The organism is Pseudomonas khavaziana (genome assembly GCF_036704165.1).
Taxonomy (GTDB): Bacteria; Pseudomonadota; Gammaproteobacteria; order Pseudomonadales; family Pseudomonadaceae; genus Aquipseudomonas; species Aquipseudomonas khavaziana.
Window position 1 is genome coordinate 3,501,147 of sequence record NZ_CP129946.1, and the last position, 20,131, is coordinate 3,521,277.

20 protein-coding genes are annotated in these 20,131 nt (G+C 57.9%); 11 read left to right on the top strand and 9 right to left on the bottom strand.

Annotated elements, in window-relative coordinates; translation table 11 throughout:
- Positions 1-69 precede the first annotated feature (69 nt).
- From QYQ93_RS15425 to QYQ93_RS15445, 5 genes are all read left to right on the top strand, one after another.
- Positions 70-1,695, top strand: a complete 1,626-nt coding sequence (locus QYQ93_RS15425) for an APC family permease (protein ID WP_338474950.1) — start codon at positions 70-72, stop codon at positions 1,693-1,695.
- An 11-nt stretch (positions 1,696-1,706) separates the two neighbouring features.
- Complete coding sequence (locus tag QYQ93_RS15430; protein WP_043047680.1) at positions 1,707-2,633, top strand: 4-hydroxyproline epimerase; 927 nt, start codon at positions 1,707-1,709, stop codon at positions 2,631-2,633.
- Positions 2,634-2,668: 35 nt separating this feature from the next.
- On the top strand, positions 2,669-3,616 hold the full coding sequence (locus QYQ93_RS15435; protein WP_043047681.1) for a dihydrodipicolinate synthase family protein: 948 nt from the start codon (positions 2,669-2,671) through the stop codon (positions 3,614-3,616).
- A 131-nt stretch (positions 3,617-3,747) separates the two neighbouring features.
- On the top strand, positions 3,748-5,319 hold the full coding sequence (locus QYQ93_RS15440; RefSeq protein WP_338474951.1) for an aldehyde dehydrogenase (NADP(+)): 1,572 nt from the start codon (positions 3,748-3,750) through the stop codon (positions 5,317-5,319).
- A gap of 2 nt (positions 5,320-5,321) precedes the next feature.
- Entirely contained in the window at positions 5,322-6,569 is a 1,248-nt protein-coding gene (locus QYQ93_RS15445; RefSeq protein ID WP_338474952.1) for an FAD-dependent oxidoreductase, read from the top strand.
- Between the two features lie 39 nt (positions 6,570-6,608).
- On the opposite strand, the gene QYQ93_RS15450 is transcribed toward QYQ93_RS15445, so the two are convergent.
- Together QYQ93_RS15450 and QYQ93_RS15455 are read right to left on the bottom strand one after the other, a co-directional pair.
- The gene (locus QYQ93_RS15450; RefSeq protein WP_043047779.1) at positions 6,609-7,592 is read right to left on the bottom strand and encodes a GlxA family transcriptional regulator; all 984 of its coding nucleotides are present in this window, start codon (positions 7,590-7,592) and stop codon (positions 6,609-6,611) included.
- A gap of 363 nt (positions 7,593-7,955) precedes the next feature.
- Complete coding sequence (locus QYQ93_RS15455; protein ID WP_043047684.1) at positions 7,956-8,564, bottom strand: LysE family translocator; 609 nt, start codon at positions 8,562-8,564, stop codon at positions 7,956-7,958.
- 323 nt (positions 8,565-8,887) lie between these two features.
- Here QYQ93_RS15455 and QYQ93_RS15460 point away from each other — a divergent pair, with 323 nt between their 5' ends.
- Positions 8,888-9,142 carry a hypothetical protein gene (locus QYQ93_RS15460; RefSeq protein WP_043047685.1) on the top strand — a complete coding sequence of 85 codons (255 nt, stop codon included), beginning with the start codon at positions 8,888-8,890 and terminating at the stop codon, positions 9,140-9,142.
- A 62-nt stretch (positions 9,143-9,204) separates the two neighbouring features.
- Here the strand turns inward: QYQ93_RS15460 and QYQ93_RS15465 are convergent, their stop codons facing one another.
- On the bottom strand, positions 9,205-9,372 hold the full coding sequence (locus QYQ93_RS15465; RefSeq protein ID WP_164486649.1) for a hypothetical protein: 168 nt from the start codon (positions 9,370-9,372) through the stop codon (positions 9,205-9,207).
- 230 nt (positions 9,373-9,602) lie between these two features.
- Here QYQ93_RS15465 and QYQ93_RS15470 point away from each other — a divergent pair, with 230 nt between their 5' ends.
- Together QYQ93_RS15470 and QYQ93_RS15475 are read left to right on the top strand one after the other, a co-directional pair.
- The gene (locus tag QYQ93_RS15470) at positions 9,603-9,869 is read left to right on the top strand and encodes a helix-hairpin-helix domain-containing protein (RefSeq protein WP_338474953.1); all 267 of its coding nucleotides are present in this window, start codon (positions 9,603-9,605) and stop codon (positions 9,867-9,869) included.
- Positions 9,857-10,390: a hypothetical protein gene (locus tag QYQ93_RS15475; protein WP_338474954.1), complete on the top strand. Its 534-nt coding sequence runs from the start codon at positions 9,857-9,859 to the stop codon at positions 10,388-10,390. Before QYQ93_RS15470 ends, QYQ93_RS15475 begins: the two co-directional genes overlap by 13 nt.
- A 144-nt stretch (positions 10,391-10,534) precedes the next feature.
- On the opposite strand, the gene QYQ93_RS15480 is transcribed toward QYQ93_RS15475, so the two are convergent.
- Complete coding sequence (locus QYQ93_RS15480) at positions 10,535-11,350, bottom strand: META and DUF4377 domain-containing protein (protein WP_338474955.1); 816 nt, start codon at positions 11,348-11,350, stop codon at positions 10,535-10,537.
- A gap of 348 nt (positions 11,351-11,698) precedes the next feature.
- On the opposite strand from QYQ93_RS15480, the gene QYQ93_RS15485 reads away from it, so the two are divergent.
- From QYQ93_RS15485 to QYQ93_RS15495, 3 genes are all read left to right on the top strand, one after another.
- Positions 11,699-12,661 carry a bifunctional GNAT family N-acetyltransferase/nucleoside diphosphate kinase regulator gene (locus QYQ93_RS15485; RefSeq protein WP_200893563.1) on the top strand — a complete coding sequence of 321 codons (963 nt, stop codon included), beginning with the start codon at positions 11,699-11,701 and terminating at the stop codon, positions 12,659-12,661.
- 553 nt (positions 12,662-13,214) lie between these two features.
- Positions 13,215-13,514 (top strand): hypothetical protein, encoded by a 300-nt coding sequence (locus QYQ93_RS15490; protein ID WP_200645501.1) that lies wholly within the window; start codon positions 13,215-13,217, stop codon positions 13,512-13,514.
- A gap of 391 nt (positions 13,515-13,905) precedes the next feature.
- Positions 13,906-14,115: a hypothetical protein gene (locus QYQ93_RS15495; protein ID WP_200645502.1), complete on the top strand. Its 210-nt coding sequence runs from the start codon at positions 13,906-13,908 to the stop codon at positions 14,113-14,115.
- A gap of 399 nt (positions 14,116-14,514) precedes the next feature.
- Here QYQ93_RS15495 and QYQ93_RS15500 read toward each other — a convergent pair whose 3' ends face one another.
- The 5 genes from QYQ93_RS15500 to QYQ93_RS15520 all read right to left on the bottom strand — a co-directional run bounded on the left by QYQ93_RS15500 (position 14,515) and on the right by QYQ93_RS15520 (position 20,124).
- Positions 14,515-15,015: a lysis system i-spanin subunit Rz gene (locus tag QYQ93_RS15500; RefSeq protein ID WP_338477263.1), complete on the bottom strand. Its 501-nt coding sequence runs from the start codon at positions 15,013-15,015 to the stop codon at positions 14,515-14,517.
- A complete protein-coding gene (locus tag QYQ93_RS15505) occupies positions 15,015-15,332 on the bottom strand; it encodes a DUF6527 family protein (protein ID WP_200645503.1) in 318 nt (105 codons plus the stop codon). Before QYQ93_RS15505 ends, QYQ93_RS15500 begins: the two co-directional genes overlap by 1 nt.
- Complete coding sequence (locus QYQ93_RS15510) at positions 15,329-15,862, bottom strand: glycoside hydrolase family 19 protein (RefSeq protein ID WP_338474956.1); 534 nt, start codon at positions 15,860-15,862, stop codon at positions 15,329-15,331. Before QYQ93_RS15510 ends, QYQ93_RS15505 begins: the two co-directional genes overlap by 4 nt.
- Positions 15,863-15,936: 74 nt before the next feature.
- Positions 15,937-17,598 carry a hypothetical protein gene (locus tag QYQ93_RS15515; protein WP_103451392.1) on the bottom strand — a complete coding sequence of 554 codons (1,662 nt, stop codon included), beginning with the start codon at positions 17,596-17,598 and terminating at the stop codon, positions 15,937-15,939.
- A 156-nt stretch (positions 17,599-17,754) separates the two neighbouring features.
- Positions 17,755-20,124 (bottom strand): hypothetical protein, encoded by a 2,370-nt coding sequence (locus QYQ93_RS15520; protein ID WP_338474957.1) that lies wholly within the window; start codon positions 20,122-20,124, stop codon positions 17,755-17,757.
- Positions 20,125-20,131: the final 7 nt, after the last annotated feature.

The following is a 20,131-nucleotide window of genomic DNA, read 5'->3' on the forward strand; positions in this document are numbered from 1 at the left end:
CCGCCATGTCGATGAGTTCACGATAGCGCCACTGCATGCCTATCCAATAACTCACAAGAAGGCGCCGCTATGTCAGGCCAAGGCAAGTTCAAGAAACAGCTATCACTGACGGACCTCACCTTTATCGGGTTGGGTGCCATCTTCGGTTCGGGTTGGCTGTTCGCCGCCAGCCATGTGTCGGCCATCGCCGGCCCGGCAGGGATTTTCTCCTGGTTGCTGGGTGGTTTCGCCGTACTGCTGTTGGGCATCGTCTACTGCGAACTCGGCGCCGCCCTGCCCCGCGCCGGTGGCGTGGTGCGCTACCCGGTGTACTCCCATGGCCCGCTGCTGGGCTACCTGATGGGTTTTATCACGCTGATCGCGTTTTCCAGCCTGGTGGCGATTGAAGTGGTTGCTTCGCGCCAATACGCGGCAGCGTGGTTTCCGGAGTTGACCAAGGCCGGCTCCAGCGACCCCACCACCCTTGGCTGGCTGGTGCAGTTCGCGCTGCTGTGCCTGTTCTTTGTCCTCAACTACCGCAGCGTCAAGACCTTTGCCATCGCCAATAACCTGGTGAGCGTGTTCAAGTTCATCGTGCCGTTGCTGGTGATCGGCGTGCTGTTCACTTTCTTCAAACCGGCGAATTTCCAGATGCACGGCTTTGCCCCGTTCGGCCTCTCAGGCATTGAGATGGCAGTGTCGGCAGGCGGGGTGATTTTTGCCTACCTGGGGCTGACGCCGATCATTTCGGTGGCCAGCGAAGTCAAGAACCCGCAGCGCACCATTCCCATCGCGTTGATTCTCTCGGTGCTGCTGTCGACTGCCATCTATGTGCTGCTGCAAACCGCGTTTCTCGGCGGCGTGCCCACCGAAATGCTCGCCAATGGCTGGGCCGGGATCAGCAAGGAACTGGCGCTGCCCTATCGCGATATCGCCCTGGCCCTGGGCGTGGGTTGGCTGGCCTACCTGGTGGTGGCCGATGCGGTCATCTCCCCCAGCGGCTGCGGCAATATCTACATGAACGCCACCCCGCGCGTGGTGTATGGCTGGGCGCAGACCGGGACCTTCTTCAAGATCTTCACGCGCATTGATGAAAAGTCCGGCATCCCGCGCCCGGCGCTATGGCTGACCTTTGGCCTGTCGGTGTTCTGGACCCTGCCGTTCCCGTCCTGGGAAGCGCTGATCAACGTGGTGTCCGCGGCGCTGATCCTCAGTTACGCCGTGGCCCCGGTGACCGTCGCCGCCCTGCGCCGCAATGCGCCGGACATGGCGCGCCCGTTCCGGGTCAAGGGCATGGCGGTGCTGGGCCCGCTGTCGTTCATCATCGCCGCGCTGATCGTGTACTGGTCGGGCTGGAGCACGGTGTCCTGGCTGCTGGGCCTGCAAATCCTGATGTTTGTGGTGTACCTGCTGTGCGCACGCTGGGTGCCGACCGCGCATTTGAATCTCAAACAACAAGTGCGCTCGTCGGCCTGGCTGATCGGCTTCTACGCCGTGACCATTTTGCTCTCCAAGCTCGGCAGCTTTGGCGGCATCGGCGTGATCAGCCACCCGTTTGACACCCTGGTCGTGGCGGCTTGTGCCCTAGGCATCTACTACTGGGGCGCCGCCACCGGCGTGCCGGCCCACCTGGTGCGCCTGGAACACGAAGACGACGAAAGCGAAGCCGTCAGCGATGCGCCTTACCGCGCCCCACTGTCCCCAACTACCCACTGATGGAGCGTTCTATGAAACGGCTGCACGTGATCGACTCGCACACCGGCGGCGAACCTACGCGTCTGGTAATGAGCGGCTTCCCTGAGTTGCTCGGCGCCTCCATCGCCGAGCAACTGGAACACCTGCGCACCCACCACGACCGGTGGCGCCGCGCCTGCCTGCTGGAGCCACGGGGCAATGACGTACTGGTCGGCGCGCTGTATTGCGCGCCCGTCACGCCGGGCGCCACCTGCGGGGTGATCTTCTTCAACAACGCCGGCTACCTCGGCATGTGCGGCCACGGCACCCTCGGCCTGATGGCGTCGCTGCATTACCTCGGACTTGTCGCCCCGGGTGTGCACACCATCGACACGCCCGTGGGCCCGGTGGTGGCCACCCTGCACGAGGACGGCAACGTGACCCTGCGCAACGTGCCAGCTTACCGCTACCGCCAGCAGGTAGCGGTGCAGGTGCCTGGGCATGGCACGGTGCTGGGCGACATTGCCTGGGGCGGCAACTGGTTCTTCCTGGTCTCGGACCACGGCCAGGCGTTGCAGATGGACAACGTGGAGGCCTTGACCGACTACACCTGGGCAATGCTCAAGGCCCTTGAGGCCCAGGGTATTCACGGCGCCGATGGCGCGCTGATCGACCATATCGAACTGTTCGCTGACGACGACCACGCCGACAGCCGCAACTTCGTCATGTGCCCCGGCAAAGCCTACGACCGTTCACCCTGCGGCACCGGCACCAGCGCCAAGCTCGCCTGCCTGGCCGCCGACGGCAAACTTGCTGCAGGAGACACCTGGGTACAAGCCAGCATCACCGGCAGCCAGTTCCAGGGCCGCTATGAATGGGACGGCGAACGTGTGCGCCCGTTCATCTCCGGCCGCGCCTACATGACCGCCGACAGCACCTTGCTGATCGACGAGCAGGACCCGTTTGCCTGGGGCATTTGAACCTGTTTTTTATTGACCTGAATGGAGTTAGCACCATGAGCGACAACATCTTCACCGGCTGCATGCCCGCCCTGATGACCCCCTGCACCGCCGAGCGCCAGCCGGACTTCGACGCGCTGGTCGCCAAGGGCCGCGAGCTGATCGATATCGGCATGAGCGCAGTGGTGTATTGCGGCTCCATGGGCGACTGGCCGCTGCTCACCGAGGCACAGCGCCAGGAAGGCGTGGCGCGCCTGGTTGCGGCCGGCGTGCCGACCATCGTCGGTACCGGCGCGGTGAACAGCCGCGAGGCGGTGGCCCACGCGGCCCATGCCGCCAAGGTCGGCGCCCATGGCTTGATGGTGATTCCCCGCGTGCTGTCCCGTGGGGCTTCGGTCACCGCGCAAAAGGCTCACTTTGCGGCGATCCTCAATGCTGCGCCCAACCTGCCGGCCGTGATCTACAACAGCCCCTACTACGGCTTCGCCACCCGCGCCGATCTGTTCTTCGAGCTGCGTCGCGAGCACCCGAACCTGATCGGCTTCAAGGAGTTTGGCGGCGGCGCCGACCTGCGCTACGCCGCAGAAAACATCACCTCCCAGGACGACGACGTAACCTTGATGGTCGGTGTCGACACCCAGGTGGTGCACGGTTTCGTCAACTGCAACGCCACCGGCGCAATCACCGGCATCGGCAACGCGCTGCCACGGGAAGTCTTGCAGCTGGTGGCCCTGAGCAAAAAAGCTGCCAAGGGCGATGCCAAAGCCCGTCGCCAGGCCCGCGAGCTGGAAGCCGCACTGGCGGTGCTGTCATCGTTCGACGAAGGTTGCGACCTGGTGCTGTATTACAAGCACCTGATGGTGCTCAACGGTGACCAGGGATACGCCCTGCACTTCAACGAAACCGATGTGCTCAGCGAGGCCCAGCGTCGATATGCCGAGCAGCAGTACGCGTTGTTCCGCCAGTGGTATGCCAACTGGTCGGCTGAACAGAACGTCGCTTGAATTTCTGTAGGAGCGAGCTTGCTCGCGAAGGTCGTCAGCGATAACGCGTTCATCCTGAATGAACGCGTTATATGCACTTTTTTCGCGAGCAAGCTTGCTCCTACAACCCCCTCTGTTTTCCAGGATGCCCCATGACTCTGACAGGCAAGATGCTGATCGGTCAGCAATCCCTTTGCGGCCATCGCGATGCGATCCGCGCCATTAACCCCGCCACCGACACGCCACTGGAGCCTGCCTACACCGGCGGCGACGGCGAGCAGGTCGAACAGGCCTGCGCATTGGCGTGGGCCGCCTTTGATGCTTACCGCGAAACAACCTTGGCAGACCGCGCCGGGTTTCTTGAAACCATTGCCGATAACATCGAAGCCCTGGGCGATGAATTGATCGAACGCGCCAGCGCCGAAACCGGCCTGCCCCGCGCACGCATTCAAGGCGAACGCGGTCGTACCTGCGGGCAGTTGCGCGCCTTTGCCCGCACCGTGCGCCTGGGTGAATGGCTCGACGTGCGGATCGATAGCGCGCAACCCCAGCGCCAACCGCTGCCCCGCGCCGACTTGCGCCAGCGCCATATTGCCCTGGGCCCGGTCGCAGTGTTTGGCGCCAGCAACTTCCCCCTGGCCTTCTCCGTGGCGGGCGGCGATACCGCATCGGCATTCGCTGCCGGTTGCCCGGTGGTGGTCAAGGCCCACAGCGCCCACCCTGGCACCAGCGAGCTGGTGGGCCGCGCCATTGCGCAGGCGGTCAAACAGTGTGGCTTGCCCGAAGGCGTGTTTTCACTGCTCTATGGCGCGGGTAACGAGGTGGGTATCGCCCTGGTGACCGACCCGCGCATCAAGGCCGCAGGTTTTACCGGTTCGCGCAGTGGCGGTGTCGCGCTGTGCCAGGCCGCCCAGGCACGCCGGGAGCCGATTCCGGTATATGCGGAAATGAGTTCGATCAATCCGGTCTACCTGTTTGCTGCCGCGCTTGAAGCACGGGCTGAAGCATTGGCCGAAGGCTTTGTCGCGTCACTGACCCAAGGTGCCGGCCAGTTCTGCACCAACCCCGGCTTGGTAATCGCCGTGAAAGGTAGCGCCCTGGACCGCTTTATCAAGGGCGCCAGTGATCTGCTTGCACGTTGCCCGGCCCAGACCATGCTCACCCCGGGCATGTTCAGCGCCTACGAAACCGGCGTGAGTGCATTAGCCCAGCACGCCCAAGGCGCCGCCAAGGGCCTGGCGGCCGCCGGGCCAAATCAAGGCCAGGCCCACCTGTTCGTGACCCAGGCCCAGGCATTCCTGAGCAACGAACATCTGCAAGCCGAGGTCTTCGGCGCCGCCTCGCTGGTGGTGGAATGCCGCGATGTCGAGCAAGTGCGCCAGGTATCCGAACACCTGGAAGGTCAACTCACCGCGACCTTGCACTTGGATGAGCCGGATCTGCTACAGGCCCGCGCACTGCTGCCGGTACTGGAACGCAAGGCCGGGCGCCTGTTGGTCAACGGCTGGCCGACCGGCGTGGAAGTCTGCGATGCGATGGTGCATGGCGGGCCGTTCCCGGCGACGTCGGATGCGCGCAGCACCTCGGTGGGCACGGCGGCGATCCACAGGTTCCTGCGCCCGGTGTGCTATCAGGATTTCCCGGATGCCCTGCTGCCCGCTGCGCTCGGGCACGACAACCCGCTAGGGTTACGACGCCTGCTCGACGGCCAGAGAGAAGCCTAGCCATGGCCGAGCCCAATCAAGCAGACATTGTGGTGGTCGGCGCCGGCATCATCGGCGTCACCTGTGCCTTGCAGCTGGCGCGCCAAGGTCGGCAGGTGCAGGTGATCGACGCGCAGGCGCCGGGCATGGGCGCCTCCTATGGTAACGCCGGTCACCTGGCGACGGAACAGGTATTCCCCATCGCCGACCTGTCGATCCTCAAGCGCTTGCCGGCCATGCTCCTGAACCCCATGGGCCCGCTACGGCTGGACTGGGCCTACCTGCCCCGCGCTCTGCCCTGGTTTATTCGCCTGCTGTTGAACCTGCGACCGGCGAGCTACCAGCGCACCGTGGCCGGCCTGCGTGCATTGAATAAAGGCAGCCTGGGTGCGTGGCAGCGCTTGCTGCATTCCATTGGGCAAACGCAACTGCTGCGCGAAGACGGCTCGTTGCTGGTGTTTGAGCGCGCCGAATCCCGCGTCGCCCTGGATGCGCTGCAGCAACGCATGCGCCAGCAAGGCGTAGCCGTGGAGTTCTGGAGCGGCGAGGCGGTGCGTACGGTCGCGCCGCAATTGAGCGACGCCATACAAGGTGGTTTGTTCTTCCCCAGTACCGGGCATTTTCTCGACCCCTATACCCTGGTCGGCGAACTGGTGAATGCGGCCAAGGCCGAAGGTGTGCAATTTCTCCAGCAGCGTGTTCTGGATGGGCGCCTGGATGATAGCGGTGTTTCACTGATGACCGATCAAGGCGTAGTGACGGCGCGCCAAGTGCTGATCGCCTGCGGCGCCCACTCGGCCAAACTCACAGCGGCCCTGACAGGCAAACAGGTACCGCTGGACACCGAGCGCGGCTATCACCTGATGCTGCCCCACGAACACCAGCGCCTGCCCTTCGCCGTCACCTCGCTGGAACGCAAGTTCATCATGACGCCCATGACCGGCGGCTTGCGCCTGGCCGGAACGGTCGAATTCGCCGGCCTCGACCGCCCGGCGAATATGCAACGGGCCTGGCAGTTGCACCGCTTGAGCCAAGGCCTGTTTCGTCACGACCTGAACGCGGGTGACGCCACACCGTGGATGGGCTTTCGGCCGTCCCTGCCCGACTCGCTGCCGATCATTGACCGGGTGTGCGAGGGCAAGGTGCTGCTTGCATTTGGTCATCAGCATCTGGGGCTGACTCAGGCGGCGGTGACGGCTGAAAGGATCGGGCAACTGGTGGCAGGAGAGTCAGTGCCTGAGTTACAGCCCTATCGACTGGACCGTTTCTGAGACAACTGATCCCGAAACACAAGGGCGGGCGCTGTCCTGCTACTTGACCAATCGCTTCTCCTTGGAGGGGCGATAGCCGAAGTACGCGCTGTAGCATTTGCTGAAATGACTGGGCGAAACAAAACCGCATGCCACCAGTACATCCACCTGTGACAACTCGGTGTGCTGCAACAGGCGGCGCGCTTCGGTGACGCGCAGCTCCATGTAGTAGCGCTGCGGCGTAGTGCCCAGTTGCTCCTTGAACAGGCGCTCCAACTGGCGGCGGGAGCGGCCGGCGTAGACGGCGAGCTGATCGAGTTCAAGCGGTTCTTCAAGGTTGGCGTCCATCAGCTTCACCACTTCGCGCAGGGGCGCGCTGACGCAGACGTTCTCTGTTGGCTTGATGCGGCGGTAGCGTGATTCTTCGAACGCCAGGATGTCTTCGATGCCTTCGACCAGCGCCTTGCCATGCAGGCTCTTGATCCAGTCCAGGGCCATATGGAAGGCGCCGGAGGGGCTCGATGCGGTGAGGCGATCGCGGTCGATCACATAGGGCTCGCTGGTGACCTGGGCGCCCTTGGACACTTCCGCCAGCGCCGGACGGTGTTCAGGGTGGATCGCGCAACGGTAGCCCTGCAACAGCCCGGCGCGACCGAGAAACCAGGAACCGTTCCACAAACCGGCAAGGCGAATGCCCGCCTCCGCAGCGCTGCGCAACAGTTGAATGAATGGTTCGCTGGCCTTGAGCTCGGTACGGAAACCACCGCAGATGACCAGCAGGTCCAGATCCTGCAGCGCCGACAACTCCAGATTCGCATCGGGTCGGATCACCAGCCCGAGGTCGCTGATCACTTCTCCCTCGCCCCAGCCGAAGGTGCGCGAGGCAAACAGCTCGGGGCGCAGCAGGTTGGCGGTTACGAGGGTGTCGAGGGTCTGGGTGAAGGCCGGCAGGGAGAAGTGTTCGAGCAGCAGGAAACCGACGCGGGTGACCGGCGTTGCTTGCTGGGTTTTGTCATTGAGGTAGCGCAGGTTCTTGCCTTGCATGCCACCGCTGAACTGGCGTCTTTCCATCGAGGGTTGGCCCACTCTTATTGTTGATGCAATGGGCGCTATCTTAGGGGCAAACGCTGTCACTGTCTCAATCGGCGTCCCTGATATTGATAAATCCAAGTTGCTTCAAAAGCCGCAGCCCAGCTACTGCGGCACTATCTGATACGGTTTTTTCTCTGTCATCTGCACCTGTATTGAACGCCGTCCCAGGCGGACAATAGGCGCCATCCCGACATCCCTGTCGTTCCCCGCCCTTCGGAGGCCTTATGACCAAAATGGCAATTTTCCTGTTCGGTTTTTTGGTATTGACCATCGGCATTGGCTTGCTGGCGACTATTTCGCCGGTCTGAGCCCGAATCAGCCCACAAAAAGCATCGGATACAACGACAACAGCAGCAACCCAGCCATGGACCAATTGAACATCCGCAGCCAGCGCGGCTCGCGCAACACATTGCGCAGGCCGCTACCGCAACCGACCCATACACACACGCTTGGCAGGTTGACCACGGCAAACACCACGGCGATCACCAACACATTAGTGGCGTAGCCGTCGGCCGGCGCATAGGTGGTGATTGCACCCAACGCCATGATCCAGGCCTTGGGGTTAACCCACTGGAAAGCCGCCGCACCCAGGAACGTCATCGGTTTGTGCTGTTCGCTATCACTGTCCGATACCCCACCAGCGGTAGCAATCTTCCACGCCAGGTACAGCAGATAGGTGGCGCCAACATAGCGCAGCAGCGTGTACGCCCACGGGAACAGCTTGAACACTTCCCCCAGGCCCAACCCCGCGCAAATCACCAGCAACATGAACCCTATGCTGACACCCAAGGCGTGAGGAATCGAGCGACGAAACCCGAAGTTCACCCCCGACGCCAGCAACATGGTGTTGTTGGGGCCAGGGGTGATGGAAGACACGAAGGCAAAAAGCACAAAGGCTGACAACAAGCTGGTAGACATCAACATGAGGCGCGGTATCCAAGCGACAATGGTATGTCAGCGACGGTAGTGGGTTGTGGCGCCCATCGCCCGGTACAGCTGGAGAGAGATCGAGGCATACACTTTTGGAGGTCGATATTCACTTGTGTTCACGCAGATCAGCGATGGGTTTCACAAACCTTTCACAGACCAGCATTTATGGTGGTTTCAGCTCCTTAATGAACTCCTTTTAGCCCGCGCCCCATCGCGGGCTTTTCTTTGCCTGTTATTCGCGCCAGGCTAAAAACATTAGCCACCAGGATGAATATCATGCCCTACGCATTTATTCGTTTTAACCCAAACAGACCAGAGTGAACGCTTTGATAGAAGACCTCGACGGCCCCAGGACTGCGCAACAGGAATTGTTCTACGACCTTGAAGACGCCAGCGCTGTTATCGGCTGGTCCGTGGTGGAGCTGACAGCATTGGCCGCTGGCGGACATTCAAGTGATGCGGTTGCTTTAAGGAAGGTCTGCGCATTACTCACTGTTCAGCAGCAAAGGCTTGAAGCCTATGCCAATGAAGTCAAAGCACAGAGGATCAGTAGATCCGAAGCCAATGGATGACGCCACGCCTCGGATCACAGGCCTGAGGCCAGCCGCAATGACTGGCGCAGGTTTACGGGCAATCAGTGATTTTGAGTCGTGGCTTGCTTATGATGAGCATGTTGTTTTTTTACACGCTTGCGCGCCCTGAGCTCATATTGATGGTGAAAAAACCAGGCAATCAAAAGCACGCCCGTCACACCAAAAACCAGGGTCAATAGCTCTAATGCGGTACCTTCATGTGAAAACATTTTTCGTTCCTCATCCTGAAGTCGCTTGACTGAAAAATAGCCAAACCGAAATTGTTTGTAATAATTCAAACATTTTCAGGGTAGTCGGCAACTGCTTGTGTGACAACCCCAGTCGAGCTGAGACCCTTGATCCAGACATGTCACTCGTCGAAAATGTGTCAAAATGGTGCTAGCGGCTGGCTGATGGTAGCCCGCTCAGATTGTTCACCCATGGAGAAAGGAATTTCCAAGTGCCATTTTCATTGGAAGAAAGAACCGCGCTGCTTGCGCTCAAAGGCGTTGGTCCTACCGTGATCGCACGGCTGGAGCAAATGGGTATTGACTCGATGGAGGTACTCGGAAAGTCGCAAGTGGCGGATATCCTGACGCATGCTTGTGCCGCATTGAGGTCTACGTGCTGGAAGAACAGCCCTCAGGCCCGTGCGGCTATAGCGGCTGCGGTAGAGCTTGCGAAGGCTCAAGCGACAACACAGGAGAATTTGATATGCGCCAACTGAAAAACGACCACCCCGATCCAGTCAAGCCGTCGCGCTGGGGCCTGCTCAAGGACGGAACATGGTTTGCCGCTTTCATAACGTTGGCTATCTACGCATTTACGGTTGTAGAAGACCGCGGCCAGCTGCGAAGCGACGTAAGACATTTAAACGACTCATTGACGCAGGCCCGCAAGGAGCTGGACGCCGCTCGCTTGAACAACAAGCAATTGGCAGACTCTCTGCGAAAGGCTGAAGTAGATCTGGCCAAAAAAGAAGTTCGGTTCAATGAGACTGAAAAGCAACTGACCTCTGCGAGCCAGGCCGCGCTCAACTCCCAATCCGAAGCACAAGCCTATAAAGCCCTGGTGGCTGCAGACAAGCGCTGCGCGCCCTACAGGGAAGAGATTACACATCTGGAGAACAGCCTGGCGATGTCGGGCCTTGATGTGTATTCCCCTAAAGGCGCTCGTCGCCAGGAGCTATTGAATAACCTCGAAAGAAGCAAAGACGCCTACGACGCATGCATGGGGCTCAAGCGTTAGCTCCCGCCGCGCACAGCCTTCTACATTGCGGGACACTCGATAAACGCTGGCAATAAAACCCCGTAGACATCCAGCTACGGGGTTTCCAAGCGTGCAGGCTGTGGTCGGAATCGACTTGCGCACACCGACCTGCCCTGGCTCTCCCTACTTATCAGCCCCGGAAGCGTCCTGCTCGACTACCAGATCCAACACGTAGACCGTCGAAGGCGCATCTGCTGGCGGATTCTTCCATTCGTATTGCTTGACCCGCACTACCGCGCGCACCCCATCACGATGCTCAAAACCTTCAATAGACTGATACAGCGGGTGCCATGGGTCCTGGGGCGGAAGTTGCAGGCCAGCGTCGTCATAGCGGCGCTCGCGCACTTGCAAGCACTGATACTCAGGAATCATCGGGTGACTGCATTTGACAGTCTTGGGCGCCACCTCCAGGAACTTGACCTCGCCCTTGCTACCGAAGCGCGTCTGCTCAGTAGGCTCGCCCTGCAGTTTGAGCACCGAGCCGTCCACCGTAGTCAGTTGCAACATTGGCTGCGTGTTATCGCCAGTGATGACGGTGCGCAGGTCACCCTTGAACAGTCGAGCTACCTGGGCGTCGAGATCCATCAGGCTTTTGTCACAAGCCATAAGCGTGGAGGCCAGTGGCTGTACCTTTAAAACCCCTCCCTGATAGTGATAGCCGCCGAACTGGCCATTGCAGCCACCGCTGATGTTCAGATTCTTTTCACCGAAGGAAACGCGCAACTTGCGCTCGATGCCTTTGCTTAAAGCAACAAGAGGTTTACCCGAAGCATCAGTCGCCGAGACCAGGCTCCAGTAGTAAGCGGATAAGGCTGGCTGGGTTATAGCCGCCGAGGTAGCAGTGGGCATGGAAGGTGACTCTTCATGGCTTTTGGAGGTGGCGGTACAGCCTTGGATCAGTGCAGCACAAACGGCCACAAGAAGAATGTTCTGTTTCATGGTTACCTTGTCAGCTTTGATGAGTACGGGCGTTATCCTGCGCCGGCAGGATGAACGCGCGGCTAAATCGGCATTTTGAGACCTTACAAGCAATCAATGGAAGCGACCATCAAATCCTAGCCAATAAAAACCCCCTTAGACGTTAATCTACGGGGTTTCCAAGAGTGGAGGCCGAGGTCGAAATCGAACCGGCGTGGGCGGATTCGCAATCCGCTGATTTTTCCTTCTCACAAATAGTTGACTAAACAGTTCCGCCCCCCCTGGTAAGCAGTGGCCTCCTGGAACTCTCTGGGACATTCGCCATTACTCGCGGCATGTCTTAAAATATCCGGTTGCCGAAGAACCGCCATGACCATATCCATGAAGGGCTTCAATCCTTTACAAATAAGTGTGGTTAAGATGAACAAGCCTTTCATTTCGCTGTGTCCTGAAATTACTCGGGCGCATGCACTGACATTGATGAATTGGTTAGAGGATGAGCGCGTCACCTGCTACCTGAGCGATTCGCGTCATGTCTCCCGCTCCATCGAGCAAGCCGTTGATCGGACTCAGTTGCCGATCCTGACCCATCTATTCAACCGGGACGGCAGATTCTTTATGGCCTATGACCGGCATGACGCCCCGGTGGGCTTTGTCCGTCTGGTCAAGACCGATTCAAATTGCGAGATAGTCCTGGTCATCGGAGACAGCGACAAATGGGGCCGAAACCTAGGCGCCCGTACGATCCGCGAAGGCATGAAACTGGCCTTCCTCGACATGCGGGCCGAGAAACTCATCGCCAAGATCCACCCGGACAACTCGCGCTCCCTGAAAGCCTTTCTGCGCAGCGGCTTTATGCTTGAGAGCGAAACGCCGACATTGAAGTCGTTTTCCATGACGGCGGCCCGCTATTTCCAGTTCTTGCGCGAAGGAGCCGGTGGCGACTCCGCTAGGATTTACATCACTGAAATCGACAAGGCCAGGCTCGAGGAACTAATCGCTTTCGAGCAAGGCCCCGCGGTTGTTGAACTCGAACATGAGCTTGAGCGAGCCATTGTCGTCAAGCCGCAGCAGGTGGCGTGCAATGTCATCACGATGAACTCTAGGGCGTTGCTGCAACTGGACGACGAAGAGTTCGAAGTGGCCTTGGTCTACCCTGAAGACGCGGACAACAACGCAGGGAAGCATTCCGTGTATTCCGACATAGGCGCCGCCATCCTTGGTTATCAGGAGGGGGACGCCATCGAGTGGCGAATTTCTGATCGGACCCGCCGGATTGAGATCAAGAAAGTGCTTTACCAGCCGGAGGCTGCGGGCCACTTCCACTTATAATTGCGCCTTGTGCTCAGTATTCGCCCATCAGACGCGAGGACTCCCCAAAGGACGGCGCCTCGCTTGCCGTGCCTGAGCGGCCCGTGGGAGGGTCAAGGGTAATTGGATGGGCTCGCCCAAGCCGGGGTGTCTACGCGCCACGGTGGCATTCTTATAGAAGCCAACGACAGCGAGGGCGAGCCCATGAAAAGCATTAGCCAATAAAAAACCCCGTAGACGTTAATCTACGGGGTTTCCAAGAGTGGAGGCCGAGGTCGGAATCGAACCGGCGTAGGCGGATTTGCAATCCATAATAAATTTCTTGTTAATCAACAGCTTGAATTAAAATAAATACCGCAACCCCTATAATTTTGCACCCGCTAGAACGCAAGCCGGCTACCGCTTGGTCATCGAGTTGCGGAACGGATTTTTGAAACGTTCACAGAACAGTCCAACTGGGCCGCAACAAACCCTACATATGAAAACTATGACCTCATTTTCAGCCCTAATTTTCGTTTCGGCTTATGATCACAAGGGCTATAATTGCCTCCCCTTATCATATGGAGAATGAGCCATGACTCAGCTAACGCTAGAGAAAATACAGGAGCTTGAGGGCCAAATCGGAAGGAAACTCAGTGATCTTGAGCTAGCGCTCTGGGTGCAGTTTCCTTTCATTTCGGTAGAAGACTTTATACACGGTATAAACTTTCAATCCCTAATCGAGTGGTTGTCGGAAAAGCTCGGTAGACCTTTGACGCTGGTCGAAATGCAGCTTGCTGCTAGCTTGCTTCGTAAAGGCCATACCAACGAAGACATTCTTGATGCAATCCATCCCCCTGCCCATAAAATTAAGTTGCCGAAAATTAAACCATAGCTGTCTGAGTGAGTAGATTGCTCGTCAGGCCTATTGCCATCAGCATGAACGGGCCCAAACTACTATTTCCGACCTCACCTCCCCCAGCTCCCAGGTTTCGCGCTCAATAAAAAATCCGTAGATCATTAATCTACGGTTTTTTTTTGAGTGGATGTCGAGGTGGGAATCGAATCGGCGTTGCAATCAGTACGGGAGATGCAGGCAGGCTGCGGCTCGCGGCCAGATCATTTCCGAAACTGATACGATTTTTTGTGCTCTAGAGATCACAAAGAGTTCGGGTTGTACTTTGTTTAGGAACTGTTTTCCCCCCCTCCCCCCCGGCGTCCTGCCGACCGATATTCCCAACCCAATCATTTGCTTGCTACTCTGTTCGCTCCATGGAGGAACAACGATGCCGTACCCAGACCTAATCCCTTCGCTGCTTTTCAAACTCTACGAAAACCAACTAGCCCTCGAAGCATCCATCCTCGAACTGTCAAATTGGGTTGAGCAGCGTGGCTCAGCCGAAGTGGCGGACAACGTACGCGGCGCACTTTTCACAATCGGGCACAACGAAGAGTTCATCAAAATGACTCTCGCCGTGCTGATGGAGTCGGAATAGTCGCAAGCCCCTACTGCTCGTCGGCTCAAATCGCGCCATCATGAAACCTCGAATGCTGTGCGTACATACAGCTTTCGGATTTCCCAGCCATGAACATAGATGAAGATACTTTCGGGTGGCTTGGCCTCCCCACGGCCCTAGAAATGTACCGCCAGCGCTGCTGCCTGCTTGAGGACGAGATCCAGGAACGGTACCTGCAACTACGCAAAGCCCGGGAGGATGTATTCTGCAGCAGCCAGACGCTTTTGGAGGTCTAGGACAGAAACAGCGAGTTATCAGGCTATCTTTAGCAGCGAGGTGCTGAAGCGGCGAAATGCGCAGGAAGGTCGCAGACCTCACAACGTCAAGCACCTTATACAAGCGAGAAGCAGATTTCTTTTAGGGAAAGGCTGGGGCTGGCTAGGGCACAATAGCCCTGACATACGCCTGGCAAGCACGCAAGGCAATTATGGCGTTGTCCCCGTCATCGGTGATACGGATAATTCGTTGAGCATGCGCTGGGTCAAGTTGGGCTCGACGGGCTGCATGAACCACGCCGAAGGAGATGGGGGCGGCAGGCAAGTTGCAGCCACTGGCTGGATCCTCGATGAGGACTGACAGCCGCACATCAGCAGTGGCAAGGCGATCGCGCAGAAGAGCCTGGTTGCGTTGGGCATCGGAGAGTTCCTTAGAATGTTGTTGGTCCTGGCCGGAAAGCTTCTGCTCCAGGGCTAGGCGCTCGACCTGATCGGCGCGAGCTCGGGCGGCAGCAGCACTGCTGATCGCTGCCAGGTCATCCTTGTGAAGGCCCGCTTGTTCTGCGAGCCTTTCGCCCATGCGCCAGTCCTGAACCTGCCAAGTGCCGGCGGCGCTGATTACCATTGCCAGCACAATCGCGGCCAGGATCTGCCCGGGCGTCATCATCGCTCATCCTCCCAGTCGGGCAGATCAACTGTTTGGCCCGCCAGTTTGTGCGTGCAATCGCCCAAAAACTGAATGCGTCCGTCCGTAACAAATGAATGGCAAACCCTTGGCCCGTCCGACCAGTTGTATCGGACCAGCACCGACGGCGTGAAGGTCGGTGCCTGGGCGTTGCCGTTGTAACCCCAGCGCGGGCCAGGCCCACTTCCGGTAGAGATGCCGTGCACCATTTCGCAACCTGGGCACTCGAAGAAGAGATCGCCCTCCTTGGCCTTGGCCAGCACCCGCGACAGCCTGGTGAATCCTGTTCCGCTCATGCCAGCACCTTCAACGCCTTGTCGTACAGCGCCTGACGGTCAACCAGTCCGTTGGTCCCACCATTGATACGCTTGGTGATCTTCAGAAAATCGCTCTGGTCCGCCTGGGTGTTCAGCCCACGGGAGGACCAGAACCAGGCCGCCGACATGGCGGCGTACTGCGGCTGCTCGAGCAGCTCGGGCTGATTGACCAGGTCCAGGCCCAGGGCCTCGCCGCACGCCGCATAGTTCGCACGCCCGGTAATCTGGATTAGGCCACGGCCACGGTACTTGAAGCCGTCACCCTTCACGGTGTTGCCCAAGTCGGCGCGACCTTCATAGCCGGCCTGCTGCGCGGTTGGCCCCCATATCTCACGCACATAACGCAATTGGCCTGACTCATGACCGACCTGGGCGATGAAGGCGGCGATGCGCAGACGATTGACGATGGCATACCGGTTCATGGCCGTATTTAACGCAGGAATGAAAACGCCGGCACTACGGCCGGCGTTCGGGAGGATCTGCAGCAGTTGCTGCTCAGTGATCGACATAATTTTCTCCAAGATCGGCTAATAAAAAACCCTGCCGAAGCAGGGTTCCTTATTTCACTTTGAGCGGGTTGTGTTTAACGAAGCGTCATGCGTGCCAGGGCTGGCGAACCATAAAACTTCAGCTCGCCATCCTCCCACCAAGTAGCAAAGTTCTCACCAATGCCGCCAGGGATTGGGGCTTGCGCTGTATCAATCGCAAACGGTGCGCCTTGGCTAGAAACTTCTGGGAGCGAAAGGAAGCCGGTAATGACGCACCCCTTGGGCGCTGCACCTGGTGCTGCATTACGGCGCTCAAGAACCACAGAACCATATGCAGTTGAACCGGTTTGCAAAACAAACACATTTTTGACTCGAACGTAGTTCACATCAGTGATCAACACCGCAGCATCACCGCAGTCGCCATAGACACCGTCGACCTCGACGTCATAGCTACCCACGCCGAAAATATCAACAAGTTGCCCGGTTACGTTGTCTCCAACGTTATCGATGAACTTGTTGTTGCCGTAGGACGTGACCAGCTCGTAGCAGTCCTCAGGCGCCCCATCTGTCCAGCACTCCTTGACCAGAAGTCCAGATGTTTCCCAGAACTCACATACTTCGTTGCCGGCCGAGTTCGAACCTTCAGCCTTTTGGAAGAAGCACTGCAAAACAGTGACGTTGCTGGTACGGCGCCACTCAAACAGGCGCCGATCAGCCACGTTACCTTCGAACGAGCAGTTCTCAAAAATGCAGTTGTCCGCACCATTGCCGTAGGCGGCAGTTTTGGTGACACCTGGCGTGTAGGTAAAGCGAACGTTTTTGAAATGACTGTTACGAATCATATTCGGAAGCTGGCTACCAATATTGCCACCAGGCTTCAGGTAATTGAGGTCACCAATCCCAACATTGCAGCCACTGATAACGGTGTCGCGAACATTCGTGTAATCGATGGTCCAGCCGTTACCTACGTGCCAATGGAAATGGCTCGAAGTAAAGGCGCAACGATAGATTTCGACTTCGAAAGCGCCTGAGCCGTAAGCATAAAAGACACCGTTTGTAGCGGTGTTTTTTGCAGTCCCTCGGACGATACAGTCAGTAAGCTTGACCTTTTTGGAGAGCTGACCGGCACCAACAAAACAGTAGTTGGAAAGACCGGAAATCTCGGAACCAATCATTTCCAACGTACCGGAACTGATGTTGGCCATCACTTCGTCTGCAGTCCCGCTGCCACCTGCAATTTTGCAACGCTCAAACACAATAGGAGTGCCAAACGCGACAAAGTTGATCGCAGCAGAGCCGTTCGTTACGCCGGAGGCCTGCACGTTGAAAAAGCGTACGTGATAGGTCGCCGCCGGATCATTGAAGATAAAGGCTGGCTTCCCGCTCGCAAAGGTAATGGATTTATTTTTGATTACATACGGGTCGGCCTGGGTCCCGGTACCGCTAGCCGCCAGAGCTGAAGCGGATGCCTGAGAGGTGATTGAAATAACAGGCGAAGCTGTACGCGGGTCAGTAGTCACACCCACCTTTGTCGGGTCCGTCGGGCCCAGGGTTACCCAAGGCTGGCAGCCAGCGTTTCTGCGAATCGACTCGGCTTTAAACATTGCCTGCATGCGCACAAGCTCAGCGAGAGGAGCTGATCCAATAGGCGTGCTGATCTCAGTATCAGCGGGAAGCGGATCAACGGCAGCTACTTCCAAGCTGAGAGCTTCAGGGGATTCGGTTTGGCTAGTAGGAATTTCGGTTGTGTTGTTCATTTTCTTTTCCTTGGTTATGAAAGGCCCGATCATATCGGGCTAGTAGTCTTCCGTGTTTACCTCAACAGCGAGACAACCATACCCCATAAATACTGTATATGCATACAGCTTTTTTTCATGCGGCGGCTTTTCCTCGCCGACAGGGAAAGAAAGTGGTTATCGAAGTGTTAGGCGCGCCGGGGTTGCAGCGCCATACGTCTTAAGCTCACCGTTTTCCCACCAGGTAGCGAAGTTCGATCCGATCCCGCCAGCCACAGCCGCATAGCGAGTGTCCACAGCGAACGGAGCACCCTGGCTGCAAATCTCGGGAAGAGAGAGCAGACCTGTGATACTGCATCCTTTTGGAGACGCACCAGGTGCGGCGTTGCGACGTTCGAGCACGACAGAGCCGAGAGCAGTCGTGCCGGTTTGCTTAACGAAGACGTTGGAGACTTGAACGTAGTCCACGTCCGTGATCAGCACTGCAGCGTCACCACAATCGCCGTACACACCGTCGACTTCAACATCGAAACTGCCGACGCCGAAGATGTCGACGCATTGCCCCGCGACGTTATCCGCTACGTTATCGATCAAACGATTTCGACCGTAGCTCGTAACGATTTCGTAGCAGTCCTCTGGCGCTCCGTTCGTCCAGCATTCCTGAATCGTAACTCCAGCACTCTCCCAGAACTCACAGACCTCATTGCCAGCAGTGTTGTTACCTAAGGGCTTCTGGAAGTAGCAACGCAGCAACGTCACATCACTGGTGCGGCGCCACTCAAATAGGCGCCGATCCACAGCGCTCCCCTCAAACGAACAGTTTTCAAACTTGCAATTGTCGGCGCCATTGCCGTAACAGGCTGTTTGTGTAACGCCGGCCGTGTAAGTAAATCGCACATTTTTGAAATTGCTGTGCCGAATCATGTTGGGGATCTGACTCAGGATATTGCCACCGGGTTTGAGGTAGTTCAGATCGCCGATAGCTACGGCACAACCACCAATGATTGTGTCTTGCACGTTGTTGTAGTCAATCGTCCAGCCGTTACCTACGTGCCAATGAAAGTGACTGGAAGTGAAAGAGCAGCGGGAGATATCAACGTCGAACTCGCCAGCATTGGCTGCCCAGAAAACTCCGTTAGTAGCTGAGTTTTTCGCTGTGCCGATGACTCGACAATCCGTCAGCCGGACTCGCTTCGCAGCAAGGCCAGCACCTACAAATAACTGGCCGGAAATGCCCGAGAACTCGACACCATAGAACTCCAACGTCCCGCTGCTGATTTGCAGTGCAATTTCATCAGCGGTTCCTGAGCCACCTGCAATACCACACCGCTCAAACACTACCGGCGTACCAAAAGCAGCAAAGTTAATCGCCGCGCTGCCGTTGGATGTCCCCGTAGCACGCACGTTGTAAAAACGGACGTAATAGGTTGCCGCTGGGTCATTAAAAACGAAGGCAGGTGCACCGCTACTGAAGGTCAGGTTTCTATTTTTTATGACGTATGGATCGGCTTGCGTGCCTGTGCCACTTGCCGCCAGAGCAGCAGCGCTGGCCGCAGAGGTAATAGAAATAACAGGTGAGGCAACGCGGGCGTCTGTAGTGACACCCACCTTAGTTGGGTCCGCTGGTCCCAACGTCACCCATGGCTGACAACCCGCTGCGCGCCGGATCTTCTCGGCTTTGAACATTGCCCGCATCCGGATTGACTCGACCAGCGGGGCAGTACCTATTGCGGTCGTAACTTTTGCATCGGATCGCATCAGTTGCGCAAAATCGCGAATCCAGCGGCCTGTGGTCGCGTTTGTTGCTTTCACAATAAATACGTCGTCAGCCGCAGCAACGCTCGACGGGTTCCATAGGAAATCGCCGACGAGCCCTGGCACGTTCACGAGGCTGACCGTATCGTTTTCATAGCGGCCACTAATCGACTTCAACTCCGATAGACTGTTCACATGACGGATAGCACGGGCCACCATGGTGCCGCCCATAATCAGTGACGGATTGGCCAGCTGCTGCCTGAGGGCTCCGTCCGCTACCGAGACCAACTTCGGACTGTCTACCGTCCAGTTTCCACTTATGGTCAACGGCAGGCTTGCCTGATCACGTGCCCGGTAAAGCTCACCAGATCGTTGCAGCAGCTGAGTGATGCGCAGCACCTGCGCCCCAGCTGCATATTGGACGAACTCACTTTCGTAAACTGATCGTTCCAAAAGCTGGTCGAACTCCCCACGCATGGTGACCAACAACTGATCAATTTCCCCTCGTACCTGCTCCACTGCAGTGGCCACGTCCAGAGTCGAGATATCCAAGAGCCGGGGCGCGACATAGCCATAGCGGCTGATCTGAATATCGATGCGATCAGTCGTAGAGTAGAAAAACACCCGGCCATTGGCGTCAGCGAGAAACGGGTTGCCGAGCGGCACATTACCGGCAGTATCTGAGAACAAGACAGCACGCTGCTGCGTACCGTGGACGAACACGTCCACGCTTGCTCCAGGCAATAGAGCACCGTCTTCGGCCCGTGCGGCAAAGAATTGAATAGGCTGCATATCGAAT

Excerpts from the sequence above, each read along its gene's own strand:
- QYQ93_RS15505 (WP_200645503.1), bottom strand. The coding sequence starts at position 15,332 with ATGAGCGGAACAGGATTCACCAGGCTGTCGCGGGTGCTGGCCAAGGCC.
- QYQ93_RS15490 (WP_200645501.1), top strand. The coding sequence starts at position 13,215 with ATGACTCAGCTAACGCTAGAGAAAATACAGGAGCTTGAGGGCCAAATC.
- QYQ93_RS15515 (WP_103451392.1), bottom strand. The coding sequence starts at position 17,598 with ATGAACAACACAACCGAAATTCCTACTAGCCAAACCGAATCCCCTGAA.
- QYQ93_RS15485 (WP_200893563.1), top strand. The coding sequence starts at position 11,699 with ATGACCATATCCATGAAGGGCTTCAATCCTTTACAAATAAGTGTGGTT.
- QYQ93_RS15450 (WP_043047779.1), bottom strand. The coding sequence starts at position 7,592 with ATGCAAGGCAAGAACCTGCGCTACCTCAATGACAAAACCCAGCAAGCA.
- QYQ93_RS15435 (WP_043047681.1), top strand. The coding sequence starts at position 2,669 with ATGAGCGACAACATCTTCACCGGCTGCATGCCCGCCCTGATGACCCCC.
- QYQ93_RS15500 (WP_338477263.1), bottom strand. The coding sequence starts at position 15,015 with ATGACGCCCGGGCAGATCCTGGCCGCGATTGTGCTGGCAATGGTAATC.
- QYQ93_RS15475 (WP_338474954.1), top strand. The coding sequence starts at position 9,857 with ATGCGCCAACTGAAAAACGACCACCCCGATCCAGTCAAGCCGTCGCGC.
- QYQ93_RS15520 (WP_338474957.1), bottom strand. The coding sequence starts at position 20,124 with ATGCAGCCTATTCAATTCTTTGCCGCACGGGCCGAAGACGGTGCTCTA.
- QYQ93_RS15445 (WP_338474952.1), top strand. The coding sequence starts at position 5,322 with ATGGCCGAGCCCAATCAAGCAGACATTGTGGTGGTCGGCGCCGGCATC.
- QYQ93_RS15480 (WP_338474955.1), bottom strand. The coding sequence starts at position 11,350 with ATGAAACAGAACATTCTTCTTGTGGCCGTTTGTGCTGCACTGATCCAA.
- QYQ93_RS15510 (WP_338474956.1), bottom strand. The coding sequence starts at position 15,862 with ATGTCGATCACTGAGCAGCAACTGCTGCAGATCCTCCCGAACGCCGGC.
- QYQ93_RS15425 (WP_338474950.1), top strand. The coding sequence starts at position 70 with ATGTCAGGCCAAGGCAAGTTCAAGAAACAGCTATCACTGACGGACCTC.
- QYQ93_RS15495 (WP_200645502.1), top strand. The coding sequence starts at position 13,906 with ATGCCGTACCCAGACCTAATCCCTTCGCTGCTTTTCAAACTCTACGAA.
- QYQ93_RS15430 (WP_043047680.1), top strand. The coding sequence starts at position 1,707 with ATGAAACGGCTGCACGTGATCGACTCGCACACCGGCGGCGAACCTACG.
- QYQ93_RS15455 (WP_043047684.1), bottom strand. The coding sequence starts at position 8,564 with ATGTTGATGTCTACCAGCTTGTTGTCAGCCTTTGTGCTTTTTGCCTTC.
- QYQ93_RS15440 (WP_338474951.1), top strand. The coding sequence starts at position 3,748 with ATGACTCTGACAGGCAAGATGCTGATCGGTCAGCAATCCCTTTGCGGC.
- QYQ93_RS15465 (WP_164486649.1), bottom strand. The coding sequence starts at position 9,372 with ATGTTTTCACATGAAGGTACCGCATTAGAGCTATTGACCCTGGTTTTT.